Genomic DNA, 17,166 nt, shown 5'->3' on the forward strand with positions numbered 1-17,166 from the left:
CCTCTCATTCTTCACTTCGCCCGTTCAGCCACTTGAACCAATGGAGCAGATGACTGAATCGGTATTCATGCTGCAAAGCATACGTCCATACTTCTGGCTCTTCGCCAGGCTCCTTCCAGACGAGCATGGAAAAGTGACCCTCTTCCTCGCTTGCAACCGACAGCAGCGAAAGACGATCATCCCCGAATCGGTATGGAGCCGATTCCACCCAGTAATTCCGCATATCGCTGATCCAGCTGCGAAACTGCTCTGTACCTGCGATCCGCAGCACCTCATCCGGCAGGAGCAGGTGCTCGTCGATGTCCTTCCAATCCCCCGCATATCGGTACCGCGCTGCCAGCATCGGACTGAGCGGTCGGGTTTTACCCGGGGCCAACGTAGGCATATAGGCGACGGGAACGACCGGACCGATACTCTGGATAGCATAAGACCGAGCTTCCTCCTCACTCATTCCGTAGGACATCGCCTCCGCAAGAAAATGGTTTCGTCTTACACCAAATTGATACTGATACTGTGACATCTCATCCTGTAGCTCCAATACCATACCCTCTAATGCATCTGTTCCGATCATTCCCAAACACCTCTCATTCCAAAATATAGTCGTGCAATTCTCGTTGCGCTCGATACTTTGCCCAATTGAATTCAGGCCAAGCCGATTCTTCTCTCGTCATGCTCGTCAAACGGGCTTGTAAAAACTCATCCAGTGCTCCATGTTCCTTACGGCTAAAGTCAATCAGCAGCGGAATCGCGTCCGCCGATAGCTCACTCAAATATTCCTTATCTATCACCGATGTCGTGCGATACCGTTCGAGATTATTTTCAGCAATCCGTATATCAATGCCCACATAGTTCACAACGACATAGGCGACCAGAGCGAGTACAATATAATATTTCGCCAACGGCATTTGACGGAAATGAATGCGCATTGCTGCAATAAGCAGTAGCAAGCCCAGAAAAATCATAAACGCGTGTACCAAATAGCGGGTGTACGTATAGCCGTATGCTTCTTCGTACATAACCAGCCGGGTATATCCCGAATACAGCATCACACCCGAACAACCCACGAGTATGTACAGCAGGCCGCTGTTCATTTTTTGCACTATACCTGAGCCAAATTCAGTCCACTTCAATACACTGATCATCAGCACAAAGTTGATACCTGTTACCATAACCAGCTCCCCGAATCCTCTTCTCGCATATTCGGCATACGAGGTTCCTTCGGGCAGAGCACCTTCCCATGCACCAAACAAATATCCGAACTGCAACACGACGAACACAACATACACCAAATTCATGACAATCAGCACCGTAGCGGTAATTACAGGATCAAACTTGATCGCCACCGGCTCGTGGTAAGGTACTGTTGATGACTGAGTTTCTCTCTGCGTATTACGCGGAGCAGGCTGTACAAATCCCCACAAGTAACAGAAGAAACAGAAGGTGAAAAAGCAGATCCAGATCAGCCGTGGCAAACCACTCCCAAAGGTCAATGTGCCAATCCATTCGGGTATGCCAGATAACAACTTTTCGAACATCCCGTCTGCCGAAGCCAGCAGAGATATAATAATGAGTAGCAACGGCAAGGCAATAAGTAGACCGATTATCACTTTACCCAATACACGCTTACGCTCATCCTTTACATTCCGAAAGGCTGCCGTCTTAAACATTCGAAACGGAGTCACGATATGGCGAAAATTTTGATAAAACCAATGGCTTAGCGCCTGACCGATAATACCGGGTTCTGACCAGCCATGCCTTTTCTCCCCGAACAGCAGCACCATATGTACGCTAATCAGAGCAGGTATCGCCAGCGCATTTAACACATATAGGATCGGATTATTGAACAGCACGTATGTCAATGCCAGCATGAAAATGATCACAAACAGCAAACGCCCTATCCATGATTTGAGCTGGAAACGATCTCGATTAAAGGCATACATATAGGCGTAAAACCCAATAACAAAAATTGGCATAGACACGCCCAGCCCATGTCCGAAGAACAGATATTGATGAACCAGCGCCAACACAATTGCGCCAGCAAAGGCAGACAGAAACGACGTTTTCGGCAAAGACGTTCCATTCATCTTGTCATGCATGATAAATACCTCCGCAAATATGCTTTATAACCCTTATTGTAGATGATAAAATAAGAAGATAAAGAGAAATTAATTCAAACAAAATTTCCTATTTTATAAAAGTGGCTACGCTTTTAATCAAATATAGGGGAACCGGAGCAACCTTGAATGAAACTCCATGCCCAATTTTTACGACTTCACTCACACGCAGCTGACGACAAGGACGAAAACCATACTATAGAGACGACGCTGGATGAGCTAGCAGCTATTTTTGACTGTACTCACCGCAACGCCTTGATGATCATTCAGAAAATGGAGCAGCATGACTGGATACAATGGACTCCCCGCCGAGGCAGAGGCCGCCGCTCCAGTCTGCGCTTCCTTATTCAGCCGGAAGACATTGCCGTGCAATCCATGATGCAAGCCATAGACCGCCATGATATCAAACGCGCGCTGGATGAGATCCGAGTTCATTCGCGCTCCTCCACCATGCAAGAGCATTTGCAAGGCTGGCTGCTAAATTATTTTGGGCACCACGCGGAGGTGCGCAGTGATCAGCAGCAGATCGACACGCTGCGTCTGCCTATTCGCCAGCAACTTTATACGCTGGACCCGTTGTACTTGAACTGGCTTGCCGAGTCCTTCGTATCCAGCCACGTCTTTGATGGCCTGGCCCGTCGGGCGAACGAAAGCGGCGAGATTTTGCCGGGATTGGCGCACGCTTGGGAGGTGGACACCACTCGTACACAGTGGACTTTTTTCCTGCGTAAAGAAGTGCTGTTTCATAACGGAAAAATACTCACCGCTGAAGACGTCGTCTATACCTTTGAGCGACTGAGTCGGGCCCCGGGAAGGAGACTTTACCATTTTATCGTCCGGCAAATTCAGCACGTCCAGGCGTTAAGTCCGACGATGGTACGTTTCGTACTAAAGGAGCCAAACGAGCTATTTCTATCCTTCCTGTGTACCAGCCGGGCTGCGATTGTGCCGCGTGAGCTTAATCAGGTGGGTGAAGCCGCCTTTGGCATCCACCCTGTCGGTACAGGGGCATTCAAAGTCACGGAAATGAACGAGAGCCTGTGTACACTGGAGGCTTTCGCACCTTATTTTCAAGGCCGAGCTCATCTGGACCGAGTGGAAATTGTCCAACTCCCGTGGGCGACTAAGCTGGAATCGCCGGATACGGAAGACACCGCTTCTTCTTTTCACATTATCCATAATCCCGTATCGGCGGGAGATACGGATACCGCATGGAGCCAGATTCACTCAGCGGCTTCGGTACGCAAATTTATCACATGTAATACACACAAGGATGGACCGCTGCGTAACCCAGAAATACGTGCCCGCATTGTAGCATGTCTGGATCATCGCTCCCTTCCTCCAGCAGTAAATTCATCTAACGATTCTTTTGAACCACTGGCGGCACTGCAAATTGCTACCATTCCCGAGTATAAAGCGGACGCAGACCGGGTTGCGGCTCAGCTCGAATCCTGTGGGTATACCTGTAACATCGTGGCCGCATCTATGAATGAATTCAAAAGCTCATCTATCCGTATGGAGTCAGACTTAATCATCTTTTCTCTCTTTCGTGACCGTGATGAGCAATTACGCCTGTTTGACTTGTATCTGAATGTATCCGGACATGTTGAGCCTCATAGCCGTGTGGATATCGAAAGACTGCTGCGTGAAATTGCACGGGAGGCCGATCACACTGTTAGGGCGCAGCAATTTGAACATATCGAAACTCGGCTCATGGATGAGCACCAGCTGCATATTTTATATGAAAAACCCGTTCAGACGGCCTATCTCCCTTCTGTGCGCGGCGTATCTTTTAACAGTCAGGGCTGGGTGGATCTGCGTCATGTCTGGTTTCCACCTGCTGTACCTCCATCATCCAAGCCTTGAGCCAAGCGGTCCATTCAAGCGCATCGGATGACCAAAAAAAGGTATCCTCTTTTCACAAGAGGATACCTTTTGGGTTACGACAATCCAGACCTTTTCAAGTAGATGGTTCAAGGGATGAAAGCGCCCATCCCCCCAACCCATGACTGTGGACATCGCTAGGATCTTCCATAGGAGGGGTAACGGGTGGAAAATTCAACAGGATAAAAACATTAAATGCGAGCAGAGAAAAAACGATCTTTTTTATCATGGATGTACTCTACCTCTCCAAGTAAGTTTTTATATTCCTCTTTGTCCTGAGAAGTGGCAGTATGCCGATACTTTTCAAATAATCCTACACATTTGATGGTGACAGGATTACCATTCAGCACGACGGAATAAGAAAGGCTCTCAAGCAAGAATTTCATACCTTTGGTATAACGGTGTTTGTTGAGATCATAACAAGCCATCTCTGCCAAAAATCGTGCATAGAGATCTGCTGACATTTGCTCCGTATAAGTGCCTACCTTAACATGCTGATCTGCAAATGCCTCAATTTGTTTTTCAAAACGTTGCAGTACATGGTCTACATTAAAATCATAACGGTTGGCCGCTACCATAATTTTATGTAACCCCACGAGAATTTCGCCTTCGTTTTTTTCCAAATAATCTACATACTGTGGAATCACATCCAGACTGCCGGACATCAACTGGTATAAATACCCGTTGGCCTCAGCCCAGTTGCTACAAAGGGCCTTCAAACGCCGAGCTTCTTCCGTATCCTCTTGCACCCAGCTCAAATCAGAGTATAGGGATACAAATTCCAGTGCCTTCTGATAATCCCCGCGCTCATCCCACACCCCGGCACGCAGCACGTAAGAATATACAATATACATAAACAAAGGACCCTTAGGTTCCTTGCCACGCTCCGGTCTTCTGGTATTTCCGTATTTTTGCTCGTATTGTACCTTGGCTTTTTGAGCCATTTTTTCAGCATACCATTCTACTTTATCCCAACGCCGCAAGGAGGCATAGGTATTAGCCAAGTCTCTTAAGGCATCCAGTTGGTCTGCTTCACCCAGTCGGTCCACAAAGCTTTCGAAATGTGTGGCTGCCCATAAATTTTCGTCCTGGTCATCACCAACGGCAATCGTAAATAAACGGTATTGGCAGAGCGCCAGACGCTCTGAATGTTGGTACTTCTCACTTTCCGAAACATTTTTATAAATAATTGCAGCAGCCTCGAGCTTACCTTCGCTGAATAATTCTTCTGCTGTCTCAAACAAAGCTGGGGCGTATATGAGATAGTCCATCATAAACTCCACGACTTGCTTAATACAATCCAGTTTGTTCAGCTCTGCACAGCGATGCAAAAAGGGACGAACCCGTCGCCAATTCGGTGCCGTATTCCGTATAAATTCATCAATGTATAACTCATAGAGGCTCCCTTCTTCAAGCCCCATGCCTGCACCAATCCTATCCAACAGCAGCATCGCAATCGGACGATTACCGTTAATAATGGCACTGATCGTTCCTGCATTAATACCTGTGTTCTCCCCAAACTTACTAATCGTAATTCCTTCTCGTCTGATGTACTGTTCCAGCTCTGCGCGAATTGTGGTTGTTTCCTTCAAACCAGGCACCCCCAGGGATTACTTGCATGATTACAATACAAAAAAAGAAAATTCCCGTGAATATTCCCTTAATTATACAAAAGAAAGCTCGCTTAGCCAACCGCTCCAGTAAATTTATATCAAAAAATTCAATAATTCTCCGAATTGCCGTATACTACGGGGAGGTGAGCCGAGCAGCTACACCCAATCGGTACGCAGGAAAGGATACGACAAATGGACAACACCCCTACAGCAGAACAAGAAATTGCACAATGGATGGTCGCGCAGATCCGTGAAGTGGGCACCCTGAAACAAGAAGATGCAATTGCATATGTACGCTCTGAGTATGGAGAGCAGTATGTGTTTATAAGCGAGCATGGTCATGTATCTCTGGAAAAAGAAATCAAAAAAGCATTTCGCAAGCTTCATGGTGGCAGAATCGCCTGGGATCGTGACGGATTTCTCTGGGCCTGGACTTAACAAGCAAAAGCATCTGCCCTAGGCAGGTGTTTTTTTAATGATTTATCCATATATCCTCTGGAGTCGGTTAATTTCTTCCTTCACAAACTGTCGGAGTATTACAGGCTCCACAACTTCAACCCTGCCAATCCAATCCATAGCATCGCGGCAGGCCGCTTCATAACTATACATGTTGACCGTTAGAATGAAATGAGTGCCTTCCTGTACAGACTGGATGATTTCCATCCTTTTCGCTATGATTTCCGCTTGCTTCTTATTCGTTCGGATCAGAACGGGATAGTATTCTTTCTCTGCACAAAGCTGCTTAAACGCGGTTTCTTGTCTCATCCAATGATGCTCCAGCGAAAAATCCTCCGGAACCTCAAAGACTTCCGCAGACGGCTGAACCTCCTTGATTCGCTCACACTTAAAGGTCCGAACCTCCCGCCCAACTTCACAGAAGGCAATGAGGTACCAATCTCCTTTTTTCACCACAAGTCCGTAGGGATGCACATGACGGGAAGAACAGATTCCGTCAGCTTTTTCATATTGAATGTTTATTTTATGGGACCCCCACACCGCAGCTCTTACGGACTCAAGACAAGGAATGGCTATACGTTCCGTCCACCACGGCGTATCATCAAAATAAAACCGCGCTTTGGCTTTCTTAATATCGGACTGATACGAGTCTGGCATCGTCTGTTCCAGTTTGAGCAGAGCATTCTTTAACTTCAAACCCGATTCCGTGGGCCCGCCTGTATAAATGCCCATCCCTGTTAAATACAACTGAATGACATCCCCGCCATTCAACTGTTTCAGGTTCGCCGTATAACCCTCCATTAAATAAATTCCGCCCTTCGGGCCGGAAGCGGTAACAATCGGAACGCCGGCTTCAGCCAGGAGGTCGATATCCCTGTAGATGGAGCGTACAGAGGTTTCCAGTGCCAACGCCAATTCCTTGGCTTTCATTCTCCCTCTAGATTCGATACATAATAAAATCGCGATTAAACGATGCAGTCTCACAATCATTCCTCCACAATAGATGGTTAACCCGAATTGAAAAGATAATGCAAAGATTGTTGACACCCTGTTGGCAGTAATAGGTGTGTATCATAGAAGTAAAGAGGTGTGATGGATGATGAATATTGGAATATTGGGGACGGGATTCGGCGCGTATCATGCCTCACTGTTAAACAACCATCCCAAGGTAAACAGAATCATGGTATTTGGAAGGAACGAAGCCAAGCTGCAAAAGCTGAAAGAGGAGCTAAACGTAGAAGTCACACAAAATATAGAGGATATTCTGCTGGATCCAGACGTGGATATCGTCGATCTATGCCTGCCTTCCCACCTGCATAGGTCATATGCGGTGGACGCGCTGAAGCACGGTAAGCATGTATTTTGTGAAACACCCGTTTGCTTTGATCTCGAAGACGCTCTTCTTATGCAACAAGCTGAGAAGCAATATGACAAAAAGATTCTGGTCAACCAGTTCATTAAGTTTGACCCCGCCTATACCTATCTGTATGAAGCATACCGCCAACAGAAATACGGGAAGCTCATTTCCTTATCTTTGAAAAGAGAAACGTCTCCTCTGTGGGGGGATCTTGGACTAAGCTCCATCCCTACTCAGTTCATGATTCATGAACTGGATTTATTGACCTGGCTATTAGGCCCCTGTGATCCTTGTACAGTCTGGGGAACAGAAGTTACTCATCCTGAACAAGCACAGGTTCGGGCTTACTTTCAGCATCGGGATACTTTCACAGAAGTCATCGCCTCATCCCACATGCCGAGAAGCTACCCATTCACAGTGGCCTATGAGGCGTATTTTGAAAAGGCCAAGCTGGTATTTCATGAAAGCGACGAAAACGATCTTATACCTACCGCATTATATGAATATACCGCATCAGGACAGCAAAAAATCAACCTCGAATCTGCCAATCCATACGAAAAAAGTTTGGATCATGCACTTGAATGCTTTGGTGGACATCCGGAAAGCCTGATTCCACTGGAGTCAGCTGTACAAGCGCTGAAAGTGGCTATTGAGATTAAAAGCAGACTGGGGCAAGCGCAGCGTTAACCCGGTATTTTTGCAAAATCCTCATCTACGGAAATCAGCTTTCTATAAGGAAGCTGTATCCGCAGGCAAGGAAACTTCGTCCGCGTAGTTCGTTGCCATAATCTTGGCTACCCCTGCCGGGTCGTCCGTCTGCCCCAACGCCCACATCATTTTCGTCACCAGCGCTTCCGTTGTCATGTCATACCCTGGAATAACACCCTTCTCCAGTACCTTTTGTCCCACTTCGTAAATCGTCAAATCCCCGCCCTCATAAGGACATTGAGTAGTCACGACAATACTCATACCGTCCTTCATCAGTTCCTCGATTTTGCTGATCAAGCTTCTTTCTTTAAAAGGGACGCCGCCCATACCAAAGCCCTCAATAACGATACCTTTATAGCCCAAGCCCTGAATGGCATCGAAAATCGCCGGATTCGTACCCGGAATCAGCCTGAGCAGAAATACCTCCGAAGCATACCCGTCGTTGTATGGGTGACGAACGGTGCCGCGATTTGCAAATACGCCCTCCGTATAGATCACCTTACCGTTCTCCACGAGTCCGATATACGGATAGTTAATACTCTCAAAAGCATTATAGCTGCGTGTTCTGATTTTTGAACTGCGGCTACCGTTGATAATTTTGCCGTTAAACACGACAAAAACCCCGGCCACCTCGCCACATGCGGTCAGGAATGAGTCGATTACATTCTTTTTGGAATCGCTGTGCTCCGCCAAAATAGAAACCTGCGAACCTGTCACGACGACGGGTTTGTCTACAGTTCCCAACATGAAGCTCAAGGCTGATGCTGTATAAGCCATCGTGTCCGTGCCGTGTGCAATGACAATACCGTCGTATTGATCGAGCGAACGATGTACCATCCGGGCGATGGAAGCCCAATCCTCAGGTTGTGTATTTGTGCTATCAATGCTCATCAGATTATGGGCATCAATCTCGCAAATCTCCTTCAGTTCCGGAATTTCCGCCAAAATATTTTCAGCCGATTGGGTCGGTGTCAGGCCGTTTTCCTGATAGGAGGAAGAAATGGTCCCTCCGGTATTAATGAACAAAACCTTTTTCATATCCAATGTTCCTTCCCGATTACATCTTCACTGTATTGTTCTTAGAATTTATCATGAATAAGTGTGATAAGCTACTTTACAATGGAAAAGAATTGGAGATATGAGGGGCCAAAAAAGCACGACAAACAAGCGCGGGCTTTCCTTCCTCCTGCGACTTGTCTAACGTGCTTCTTACATAGATACAATAAGTCTACAGCGCTGCACATACCTATAAGCCATCCACGTACTTCTTATGGCGATACAGGCTGCTCCTGTGGCGCTCTCTGTACCAACGCTTTGCCCAGAAACTGCCGTGTCCGTTCTTCCTTCGGATTGGTGAAAAACTGCTCCACGGGTCCCTGCTCCACGATCACACCATGCTCCATCAGCACAACCCGATCCGCTACATCTCTCGCAAAACCAAGCTCATGCGTGACAATAATCATCGTATTGCCTTCACTCGCCACCTTTTGAATCACGGACAGCACTTCATCTACCAGTTCAGGATCAAGTGAAGATGTCGGTTCATCGAACAACAACACCTGCGGATTTAGTGCCAAAGCACGGGCAATCGCAACTCGCTGCTGCTGTCCACCCGAAAGCTGGGCAGGATAATAAGTCATACGATCCTTTAGCCCGACCTTTTCCAGAATGCCTTCACTGATCTCCCTCGCCTGCTTACGATCCAGCTTTTTCACACTGGTCAGACCAATCATCACATTGTGGAGTGCATTCAAATTTTTAAACAACTGATATTGCTGAAATACCATGGCCGTTGCCATCCGTAGTCCGAGAATGTCCTTTTTTCCCGCCTTGGCCGCGTCTACCTTTACACCGTCAATTTCAATGACACCACTGGTCGGCTGTTCCAAAAAATTAATGCTGCGCAGCAGCGTGGACTTCCCCGATCCGCTTGGGCCCAGGATCACCACGACTTCTCCCTTGCCCACCGTCAGGTCTATGCCCTTCAACACGTGATGCTGTCCAAAATGCTTATGAATTTGATGAAGTTGAATCATACCCTTACTCACTTCTTTCGTAAATTCGAATACGCTTCTCCAGCACGACAAGTCCGCGCTCAATAATAATGCACACCAACCAGTAAATCAGAGACACCGCAACATACACCTCAAAAAAAGCCAGCGCCCGCGCGCCCATAATTTTAGCCTGTCCCATCATATCGACGACACCAATCATAAAAATAAAAGACGTATCCTTCACTGTACTGATCAGCGTGTTTCCCAAATTGGGCAAAGCCACCGTCAACGCCTGCGGCAGTACAATTTTGAGCATAATTTGTGTTTGGCTCATGCCGATGGAATTAGCAGCCTCAAATTGTCCCCGATCGACCGAATGAATCGCCGCCCTAAATGTCTCCGACAGGTATCCCCCGAGATTCAATGAAAATGAGAGCAACGCAAACAGCTCGGGCGGAATGACATAGACATTGAACTGCTGTAAGAACCCATATTCGCTCTGGAAATAATACAGAAACTTGGGTATTCCGTAATATACGAGAAACAGCTGCACAATGAGCGGTGTTCCCCGAATGTACGAGACATACAACGTAGATAACGGTGCCAAGACAGGCACCTTGTATATCCGGATTAAGGCCGTAGCTAACCCGATGATCCCACCCAGCAGCATGGACACAAACGCAATCCATAAGGTCACGGGGAGATACTCGACGATCTGGGGAAGGCTTTTCAGCATATAATCAAGATCAAACAGCTTTTCCATAGGAACCCCACTTTACCCTTTACATTGTTATTACTGAGGAATAAATTCTCCACCTGTCCACTGTTCAGACAATTTTTTCAGTGTTCCGTCCGTTTTTAACTCTTTAATGATCGGGTCGATTTTAGCTTTCAGCTCTTCGCCCTGCTTATCCTTTTTGAACACCAGATTAATGTTATCGCTTTGCACCGGCTCGCCCACAGCTTCCACCTGCAAACCTTCCTTCTTGATCGTTGCCGCCGCCATAACCGGATCATTCACATAAGCGTCCACTCGGCCATTTTGCACGTCTTGAAGGTTATCGGACGAAGTGCCTGTATCATTGTATTTTAAAATAATTTTATTCCCGTTCTTCGCATTATACTGTTCCAGCAACTGTGTGTAGGAGTCGCCTACCGAGGCTGCTACCTTCTTGCCTTCCAAATCCTTGAGGGAATGAATATCCGTTCTACCCTTTTTCACAATAATAACCGACTGAGCCGAGAAATAGGACTCATCCGAGAACAAATACTTCTTCTCACGTTCAGGATTTTTGGCAACTTCATCTGCAATCATCTGAACTTTATTCGAATCCAGGGCAAGGAATATCGCATCCCAACCCGAAGGTACAAATTCAATCTTATACCCGTCCAGCTTCTTGTCGATCTCCTTGACTACTTCCACATCGTATCCGGTCAGCTCATTTTTATCATTCGTAAAGGCAAACGGTGGGTAGTCATTTTGTGTGCCTACATAGATCACCTTGTCCCCCGATGCCACATCCTTCGAGGAACATCCACTCAAAGCACCCGTTAATAACACAAGAGATAGGCCAATCGCTGCTACCAAAGCAGATTTCTTCATATTATGACATCCCCTTTTTAATATCCAAGTAATTTACTATGATTTTATATTATAACGGGTTATTCAAATAATACAACAAGTAAATTTCATATTGATTATTTAGCTATATGTTGCACAAAAAAAGGACCCTTGCGGGTCCACTGTTATCCATGAAGCGGAAAACGTTCTGCTGGATGCTCTGGCAAAATGGACGAGATCAACCGTCGTACAGCGGGATGAGCAGAGTCCAAAATCTGATCCTTCTCATCACAGCGCTCGATCAATCTCCCGTGCTCCATCACAGCAATGCCATCGCAGACGGCGTATGCCGCCCGAATATCATGCGTGATGAACAGATATGACAATCCAAACGAAGATTTCAGTTCTCCCAGCAGGGTTAAAATGTGCATCTGGTGAGCCATATCCAGACTGCTGACGGACTCATCCAGCACGATCAGCTTTGGTTTAAGCGCAATCGCCCGTGCAATGTTGATCCGCTGCAATTGTCCGCCACTGAACTGATGCGGATATTTAATCCGATCCTCTGGCTTGAGGCCAACCCGTTCCAGTAGGCTTTCGACTGTTCTTTTTTGTTCCTGCGCCGATAACCGTTCGTAATTGTCCAAAGGCTCCCCAATAATCTGCCCAGCGGTCATTCGGGGGTTTACAGCAGAGTGGCAGTCCTGAAATACGACTTGCATATCCCGTCGCAGTCCCCTGAGGACCTGGGGACTCGCATTATAAATGTCCTGTCCCTGGAACAGAACCTGACCCTCCTGCGGCTTCTCCAGCCCTAGAATAATCTTGCCCAGCGTGCTTTTACCAGCTCCACTGGTTCCAAGTAAGCCCAGGCAAAATCCACTCTCTATAGTAAGCGAAACGTTAGCCAACACAGGGGGACGTGGTTCAGAGCGGCCCAGCCATTTGCGCCTTCCATAGCTATGGGTTACTTCCTTCACTTGTAGCATGCGCATTCGCTCCCCTTTTGAAAGTGTGACCGTCGAACAGGCGACTAACCACCTACCTGATTTATGCCCCGAAGAGACAACTTGGGTCTGACATGCAGCAGCATTTTCGTATATTCATCCTGCGGGTGATCGAACAACTGATGGACCTCAGCCTGCTCAACAATACGACCCTGCTGCATGACAGCCACTTCATCCGCCAATTGGGAAATGACGCCCAGATCATGCGAGATCAGCAAAATGGACGTATTGTATTCCGTACGCAAGCGATCCAGCTCTCTTAGCACCTGTAGCTGATTGACCACATCAAGCGCCGTCGTTGGTTCATCGGCAATAACCACTGCTGGCCGCAGGCACATGGAAATGGCGATCATGACCCGTTGCAGCATCCCTCCGCTCAACTGAAATGAATAACGCTTCATCAGCTTGGCTGGATCGGGCAAATTCATATTTTCCAGAGCCGTTATGGCAAGATCACGGGCCTGTCGTTTGGTTAATCCGGTGTGCGTGCGGACCGTTTCCATAAACTGAGCTCCGATCGTATACACTGGCGTAAAGGCACTCATCGGATTTTGCATAATAAACGCGATTTCCTTGCCCCGAATACGGCGCATCTCCTCGGCCGCCATTCCGTTCAGCTCACGCCCGTTCAGACGGACACTACCTTCCACGTCCATCGTCTGGCGATCCAGCAATTGGAGCAACGCTTTACAAGTCACGGTTTTGCCGCTTCCACTCTCGCCGACAAGACCCAGAACTTGTCCCCTTCTCAGCTCAAAATGAATTGGCTCCAGCAGAGACACCGCTCCTGCATCGGTTTTGAGCTTCACCTGTAAGTCGCTGACCTCCAGCACCTTCGCCCTGTCGTCCATCGTTGTAACTCACTCCTGTTTTACTGACGTTTGGCAATTCCGTATCGGTCTGACAGCGCCTCCCCCAATATATTGAAGGCCATCACCACCACCAGAATCATAACCCCCGGATAGATCATTAATTCCGGATGGCTGCGGATGTATCCCGTTCCCTCATGAATCATCGCTCCCCATTCGGGAGTCGGCGGTTGGATGCCCAAACCGAGGAACGACAACGCGGAAATATCCATGATCGCCCAGCCCATTTCCAGCGTACCAATGACCACAATCGGCCGCAGCACATTCGGAATAATATGCCGCCGGATAATGGCTCCTGAGGAGGACCCGCTGATCCTTGCGGCAGCTATAAAATTCCGTTCTTTCAGACTGACGACCATATTGCGGCACATTCTGGCATAATACACCCACTGCACCATCATTAATGCAAGCAGCACCTGCATGAGGCCCGGTCCAAAAATACCGACAATGCCCAGCACAAGCACCAAATTCGGAAACGCCATAATACCTTCACAAAACCGCATCAGCACACTATCGACCCAGCCGCCCACATAACCCGCAAGCGACCCGACCACAACGCCGATGCTAAGCGAGGACAGGAAAATTAAGGTTGCAAAGCCTAGCGAAATCCGTGCGCCATACAGCAACCGGGATAAAGTGCACCGACCCAAATGATCAGTTCCCAACCAGTACTCTTTGGAAGGTCCCTCCAGCTTGTGCAGTAAACTGACTTTAACCGGATCATGGGGAGCCAGCCAAGGAGCTAGCGCCATAATAATAAAAAGAGCAGCCAGTACGACAGAGCAGACCACGATTACCTTTTGACCTTTGAACATTGTACGCAATCTTATCATCACTGCTCTGCTCGTCCCTTCGATGAAATTCGGGGGTCCATATACAAATGCACCAGATCAACGAGCAAATTGCATACGATGAACAGGCATGCCGCCAAAAACACATAGCATTGTATGACGGGAATATCCCGGTTAAAAATCGCCTCCACAAAATAACGGCCAAACCCGGGCCATGAAAACACCTGCTCCACAATAATCGTTCCGGTCAAAAGTTTGCCCAGGTTCATACCCATACTTGTAATCAGTGGAGCAATGGCAATTTTCAGTACATGCTTGAGCATGATCACCCGCTCACGGAGTCCTCTAGTTCTGGCATACTGCACATACGTTTCCTGCAGCTGCTCCAACACACTGGAACGCAGCAGGCGCGTATATAAAGCAATCAGAACCAGCGACAGGGTTAACGTGGGCAGCACCAGATGCTGCCACGTTCCTCGCCCCTCTACAGGGAGCCAATCCAATCGGACAGAGAAAAAGAAGATTAACAAATATCCCAGCCAGAACTGGGGAATAGACGCCCCAAAATATGAAATTCCTCGACTAAGCATGTCGATCCAGCCATTTTTACGCATCGCCGCTAGCACGCCCAACGGGATACTCACTAGAATAGATAGCACCATACTGCTCACAGCCAATTCAAAAGTGGCGGGCAGCCGAACTTTGACCTCATCCCATACCGGCTTGTTGGTCAGATACGAAGTACCAAAGTCCAATTGACTGATTCTTTGAAGTGTATGCATATACTGCGTCAGCAAAGGCTGATCCAGCCCGAACTCATGTCTTTTCTGCTCCAGAATCTCTGGGGTAGGATAAATATGAGCAGCCGTCAAATAGGCCTCGGCCGGATCAACTGGTGAAATATGAATCAGTGCAAAGGTAACGAGGGTGGCAAAGAGAACAATAGGAATGACCGCTACCATTCGCTTCCCGATATAGCTGATCATAAGTTGTCCTCCTATCCTGTAAACGAACGTTACCCTTCGGTTTTAACTACTTCCCGATTTCAAGCCCACCAAACGGATTTTCATCCCGGTTGGCCGGGAATACAAAGTTCGTAATCTTTTTCTGATACACTGCCGTTTTCTTAATATACGAAATAGGCACAATGGCAGATTGCTCCTGAAGCGTCTTCAGAATCGAAGCATACAGCTCTTGGCGCTTGGTTTCATCTGTCGATGAGAGCGCCTCGTGTACTTGCTGATCCAGATCTTTCTTCATCGGAAGGGCGCTCAGCGTCTCGGAAATTCCGAAGCTCTTCTTGGCAATGACGTTAATAAAGGAATGCGGATCATAAGGCGCACCATAGTTATACCAGAAGTACAGATCAAACTGGTTGGATCTAAGGCGCTTAATTTGAACCGTCAGCTCCAGTCCGGTCAGGTTCACTTTGACACCCAGTTCTCCCCATTCAGCCTGAATGGTTTCAGCCATCGCCTTTTGGATTGGATCGGTTTTATCAAAAATCAGCTCAAAATCCAGCTGTTGTCCGTCTTTTTCCCGTACTGTACCGCCTGCGGGCAGCTTCCAGCCAGCCTCATCCAGCAACGCTTTGGATTTTTCCACATCATAGCCAACAGGCTGTAGGTTTACATTCGTATACGGATAGTTTTTGGATAAAACCGTATCCGCTTTTTCCTCCAGCCCTGAAGTCACACCTTCCACCATTGCCTGCTTGTTAAAGCCATGCTGGAGCGCCAGACGTACCCGAAGGTCTGCCAGCTTGGGATTGGACGAGTTGAGCAACAGACTTCTTGTTCCGACAGGCTCGGACAGCGTGGTAACATACTGATTCGTGTCGCGAAGCTGTTTGAAGGCATCCAGACTAATGACACCCTCTCCATAAATCAGATCCAGGTCGCCTTTTTCAAAGGCCATCACACGGGTTTCGCCATCGGGAATGATTTTTACCGTAATTTTATCCACCTTCGGTGCAGTACCCCAATAGTTCGGATTACGCTTAAAGGTTGCATACTCATCTTGCTTGTATTCATCCAGCATCCAAGGTCCTGTACCTACAGGTTTCTTGATTCCTTTGGACGTATCTCCATCATCCGGGAACCCGGCTTCACCCAGAAAACGGAACGGGCGAACGACAGACAAATCCTGAAGCACTGGGTAGTATGGCTCTTTGAGCGTCATTCGGAAGGTGCTGTCATCTACGGCTTCAGTTTTGTCGAGAACGCCTACTATACCAAGCCAGCTGTGCGTCTTCTCATTTTTCATGATAGCGTCAAAGTTCTTTTTGACAATGGCCGCATTAAATAGCGTACCATCCGAAAATTTCACATCTTTGCGCAGCTTAAACGTATATGTCTTACCGTCCTTGGAAATAGTCCAGGATTCAGCCAAAGCAGGTTCCAGCTTGCCTCCTTGCTTGTAGCTGACTAACGGCTCATAAACCATGGATTGTGCAAAAAGTTGGGAAGGATTGTATACATGAGGATTCATCGTGCCAATGTCACGCGGCCACGATAGCGTGATCGACTTTTCATTGGCAGCTCCGTCAGTAGAGGTGGATGCAGGTGTGTTCTCCTGCTTTGCGCAGCCCAAAACAACGGATAATAAGAGGAGCGCCACCAACATAAGGGTAGCAGTCTTGCGGTGTCGAACGGACATCAATGTATTTCCCCTTTTCTATATATGTGATAATGATTATCATAATCATATTTAGAATAGGTATCACGCTCAATTTTGTCAACACTATTCGACAAGCAACCCTCTTATTTCTTTTAAATTTGTGAAATGAGGATTTTGAAAAATCCTAAACTTA

General features: G+C 47.5%; 16 protein-coding genes. 3 read left to right on the forward strand and 13 right to left on the reverse strand.

Translation table 11 applies throughout. The features are described 5' to 3' along the window. Positions 1 to 4 precede the first annotated feature (4 nt). Positions 5 to 571: a hypothetical protein gene (locus MKY98_RS25605; protein WP_069012258.1), complete on the reverse strand. Its 567-nt coding sequence runs from the start codon at positions 569 to 571 to the stop codon at positions 5 to 7. Between the two features lie 13 nt (positions 572 to 584). Beyond that, positions 585 to 2,096, reverse strand: coding sequence for a DUF4153 domain-containing protein (locus tag MKY98_RS25610; protein WP_069012259.1), 1,512 nt, complete (start codon positions 2,094 to 2,096; stop codon positions 585 to 587). A 147-nt stretch (positions 2,097 to 2,243) separates the two neighbouring features. On the opposite strand from MKY98_RS25610, the gene MKY98_RS25615 reads away from it, so the two are divergent. Continuing rightward, positions 2,244 to 3,980, forward strand: coding sequence for an ABC transporter substrate-binding protein (locus MKY98_RS25615; RefSeq protein ID WP_069012260.1), 1,737 nt, complete (start codon positions 2,244 to 2,246; stop codon positions 3,978 to 3,980). 209 nt (positions 3,981 to 4,189) lie between these two features. On the opposite strand, the gene MKY98_RS25620 is transcribed toward MKY98_RS25615, so the two are convergent. Continuing rightward, positions 4,190 to 5,590 carry a transcriptional regulator gene (locus MKY98_RS25620; protein WP_069012261.1) on the reverse strand — a complete coding sequence of 467 codons (1,401 nt, stop codon included), beginning with the start codon at positions 5,588 to 5,590 and terminating at the stop codon, positions 4,190 to 4,192. A gap of 213 nt (positions 5,591 to 5,803) precedes the next feature. Between MKY98_RS25620 and MKY98_RS25625 the strand changes: the two genes are divergently transcribed. Beyond that, positions 5,804 to 6,049, forward strand: coding sequence for a DUF6953 family protein (locus tag MKY98_RS25625; RefSeq protein ID WP_069012262.1), 246 nt, complete (start codon positions 5,804 to 5,806; stop codon positions 6,047 to 6,049). Positions 6,050 to 6,091: 42 nt separating this feature from the next. On the opposite strand, the gene MKY98_RS25630 is transcribed toward MKY98_RS25625, so the two are convergent. Next, positions 6,092 to 7,051: a helix-turn-helix transcriptional regulator gene (locus MKY98_RS25630; RefSeq protein ID WP_029518794.1), complete on the reverse strand. Its 960-nt coding sequence runs from the start codon at positions 7,049 to 7,051 to the stop codon at positions 6,092 to 6,094. A 112-nt stretch (positions 7,052 to 7,163) separates the two neighbouring features. Here MKY98_RS25630 and MKY98_RS25635 point away from each other — a divergent pair, with 112 nt between their 5' ends. Further along, positions 7,164 to 8,111 carry a Gfo/Idh/MocA family protein gene (locus MKY98_RS25635; RefSeq protein ID WP_069012263.1) on the forward strand — a complete coding sequence of 316 codons (948 nt, stop codon included), beginning with the start codon at positions 7,164 to 7,166 and terminating at the stop codon, positions 8,109 to 8,111. Positions 8,112 to 8,153: 42 nt separating this feature from the next. Here the strand turns inward: MKY98_RS25635 and MKY98_RS25640 are convergent, their stop codons facing one another. The 9 genes from MKY98_RS25640 to nikA all read right to left on the reverse strand — a co-directional run bounded on the left by MKY98_RS25640 (position 8,154) and on the right by nikA (position 17,012). Continuing rightward, positions 8,154 to 9,170, reverse strand: coding sequence for an asparaginase (locus MKY98_RS25640; RefSeq protein WP_069012264.1), 1,017 nt, complete (start codon positions 9,168 to 9,170; stop codon positions 8,154 to 8,156). A 230-nt stretch (positions 9,171 to 9,400) separates the two neighbouring features. Beyond that, on the reverse strand, positions 9,401 to 10,168 hold the full coding sequence (locus MKY98_RS25645) for an amino acid ABC transporter ATP-binding protein (protein ID WP_029518797.1): 768 nt from the start codon (positions 10,166 to 10,168) through the stop codon (positions 9,401 to 9,403). Between the two features lie 4 nt (positions 10,169 to 10,172). Continuing rightward, positions 10,173 to 10,889: an amino acid ABC transporter permease gene (locus tag MKY98_RS25650; RefSeq protein WP_013312615.1), complete on the reverse strand. Its 717-nt coding sequence runs from the start codon at positions 10,887 to 10,889 to the stop codon at positions 10,173 to 10,175. Positions 10,890 to 10,919: 30 nt separating this feature from the next. Further along, positions 10,920 to 11,729, reverse strand: a complete 810-nt coding sequence (locus MKY98_RS25655) for a transporter substrate-binding domain-containing protein (protein WP_069012265.1) — start codon at positions 11,727 to 11,729, stop codon at positions 10,920 to 10,922. A 143-nt stretch (positions 11,730 to 11,872) separates the two neighbouring features. Continuing rightward, a complete protein-coding gene (gene nikE / locus MKY98_RS25660) occupies positions 11,873 to 12,682 on the reverse strand; it encodes a nickel import ATP-binding protein NikE (RefSeq protein ID WP_069012266.1) in 810 nt (269 codons plus the stop codon). A gap of 38 nt (positions 12,683 to 12,720) precedes the next feature. After that, on the reverse strand, positions 12,721 to 13,545 hold the full coding sequence (locus MKY98_RS25665; RefSeq protein ID WP_069012267.1) for an ABC transporter ATP-binding protein: 825 nt from the start codon (positions 13,543 to 13,545) through the stop codon (positions 12,721 to 12,723). Positions 13,546 to 13,565: 20 nt separating this feature from the next. After that, positions 13,566 to 14,396, reverse strand: a complete 831-nt coding sequence (gene nikC, locus MKY98_RS25670) for a nickel ABC transporter permease subunit NikC (protein ID WP_081317601.1) — start codon at positions 14,394 to 14,396, stop codon at positions 13,566 to 13,568. Beyond that, positions 14,396 to 15,340, reverse strand: a complete 945-nt coding sequence (nikB, locus tag MKY98_RS25675; protein WP_069012269.1) for a nickel ABC transporter permease subunit NikB — start codon at positions 15,338 to 15,340, stop codon at positions 14,396 to 14,398. Before nikB ends, nikC begins: the two co-directional genes overlap by 1 nt. 46 nt (positions 15,341 to 15,386) lie before the next feature. Further along, positions 15,387 to 17,012 (reverse strand): nickel ABC transporter substrate-binding protein, encoded by a 1,626-nt coding sequence (gene nikA, locus MKY98_RS25680; RefSeq protein ID WP_069012270.1) that lies wholly within the window; start codon positions 17,010 to 17,012, stop codon positions 15,387 to 15,389. Positions 17,013 to 17,166 lie beyond the last annotated feature (154 nt).

The sequence above is a fragment of the Paenibacillus sp. FSL M8-0228 genome (assembly GCF_038007385.1).
GTDB classification, from domain to species: Bacteria; Bacillota; Bacilli; order Paenibacillales; family Paenibacillaceae; genus Paenibacillus; species Paenibacillus polymyxa_D.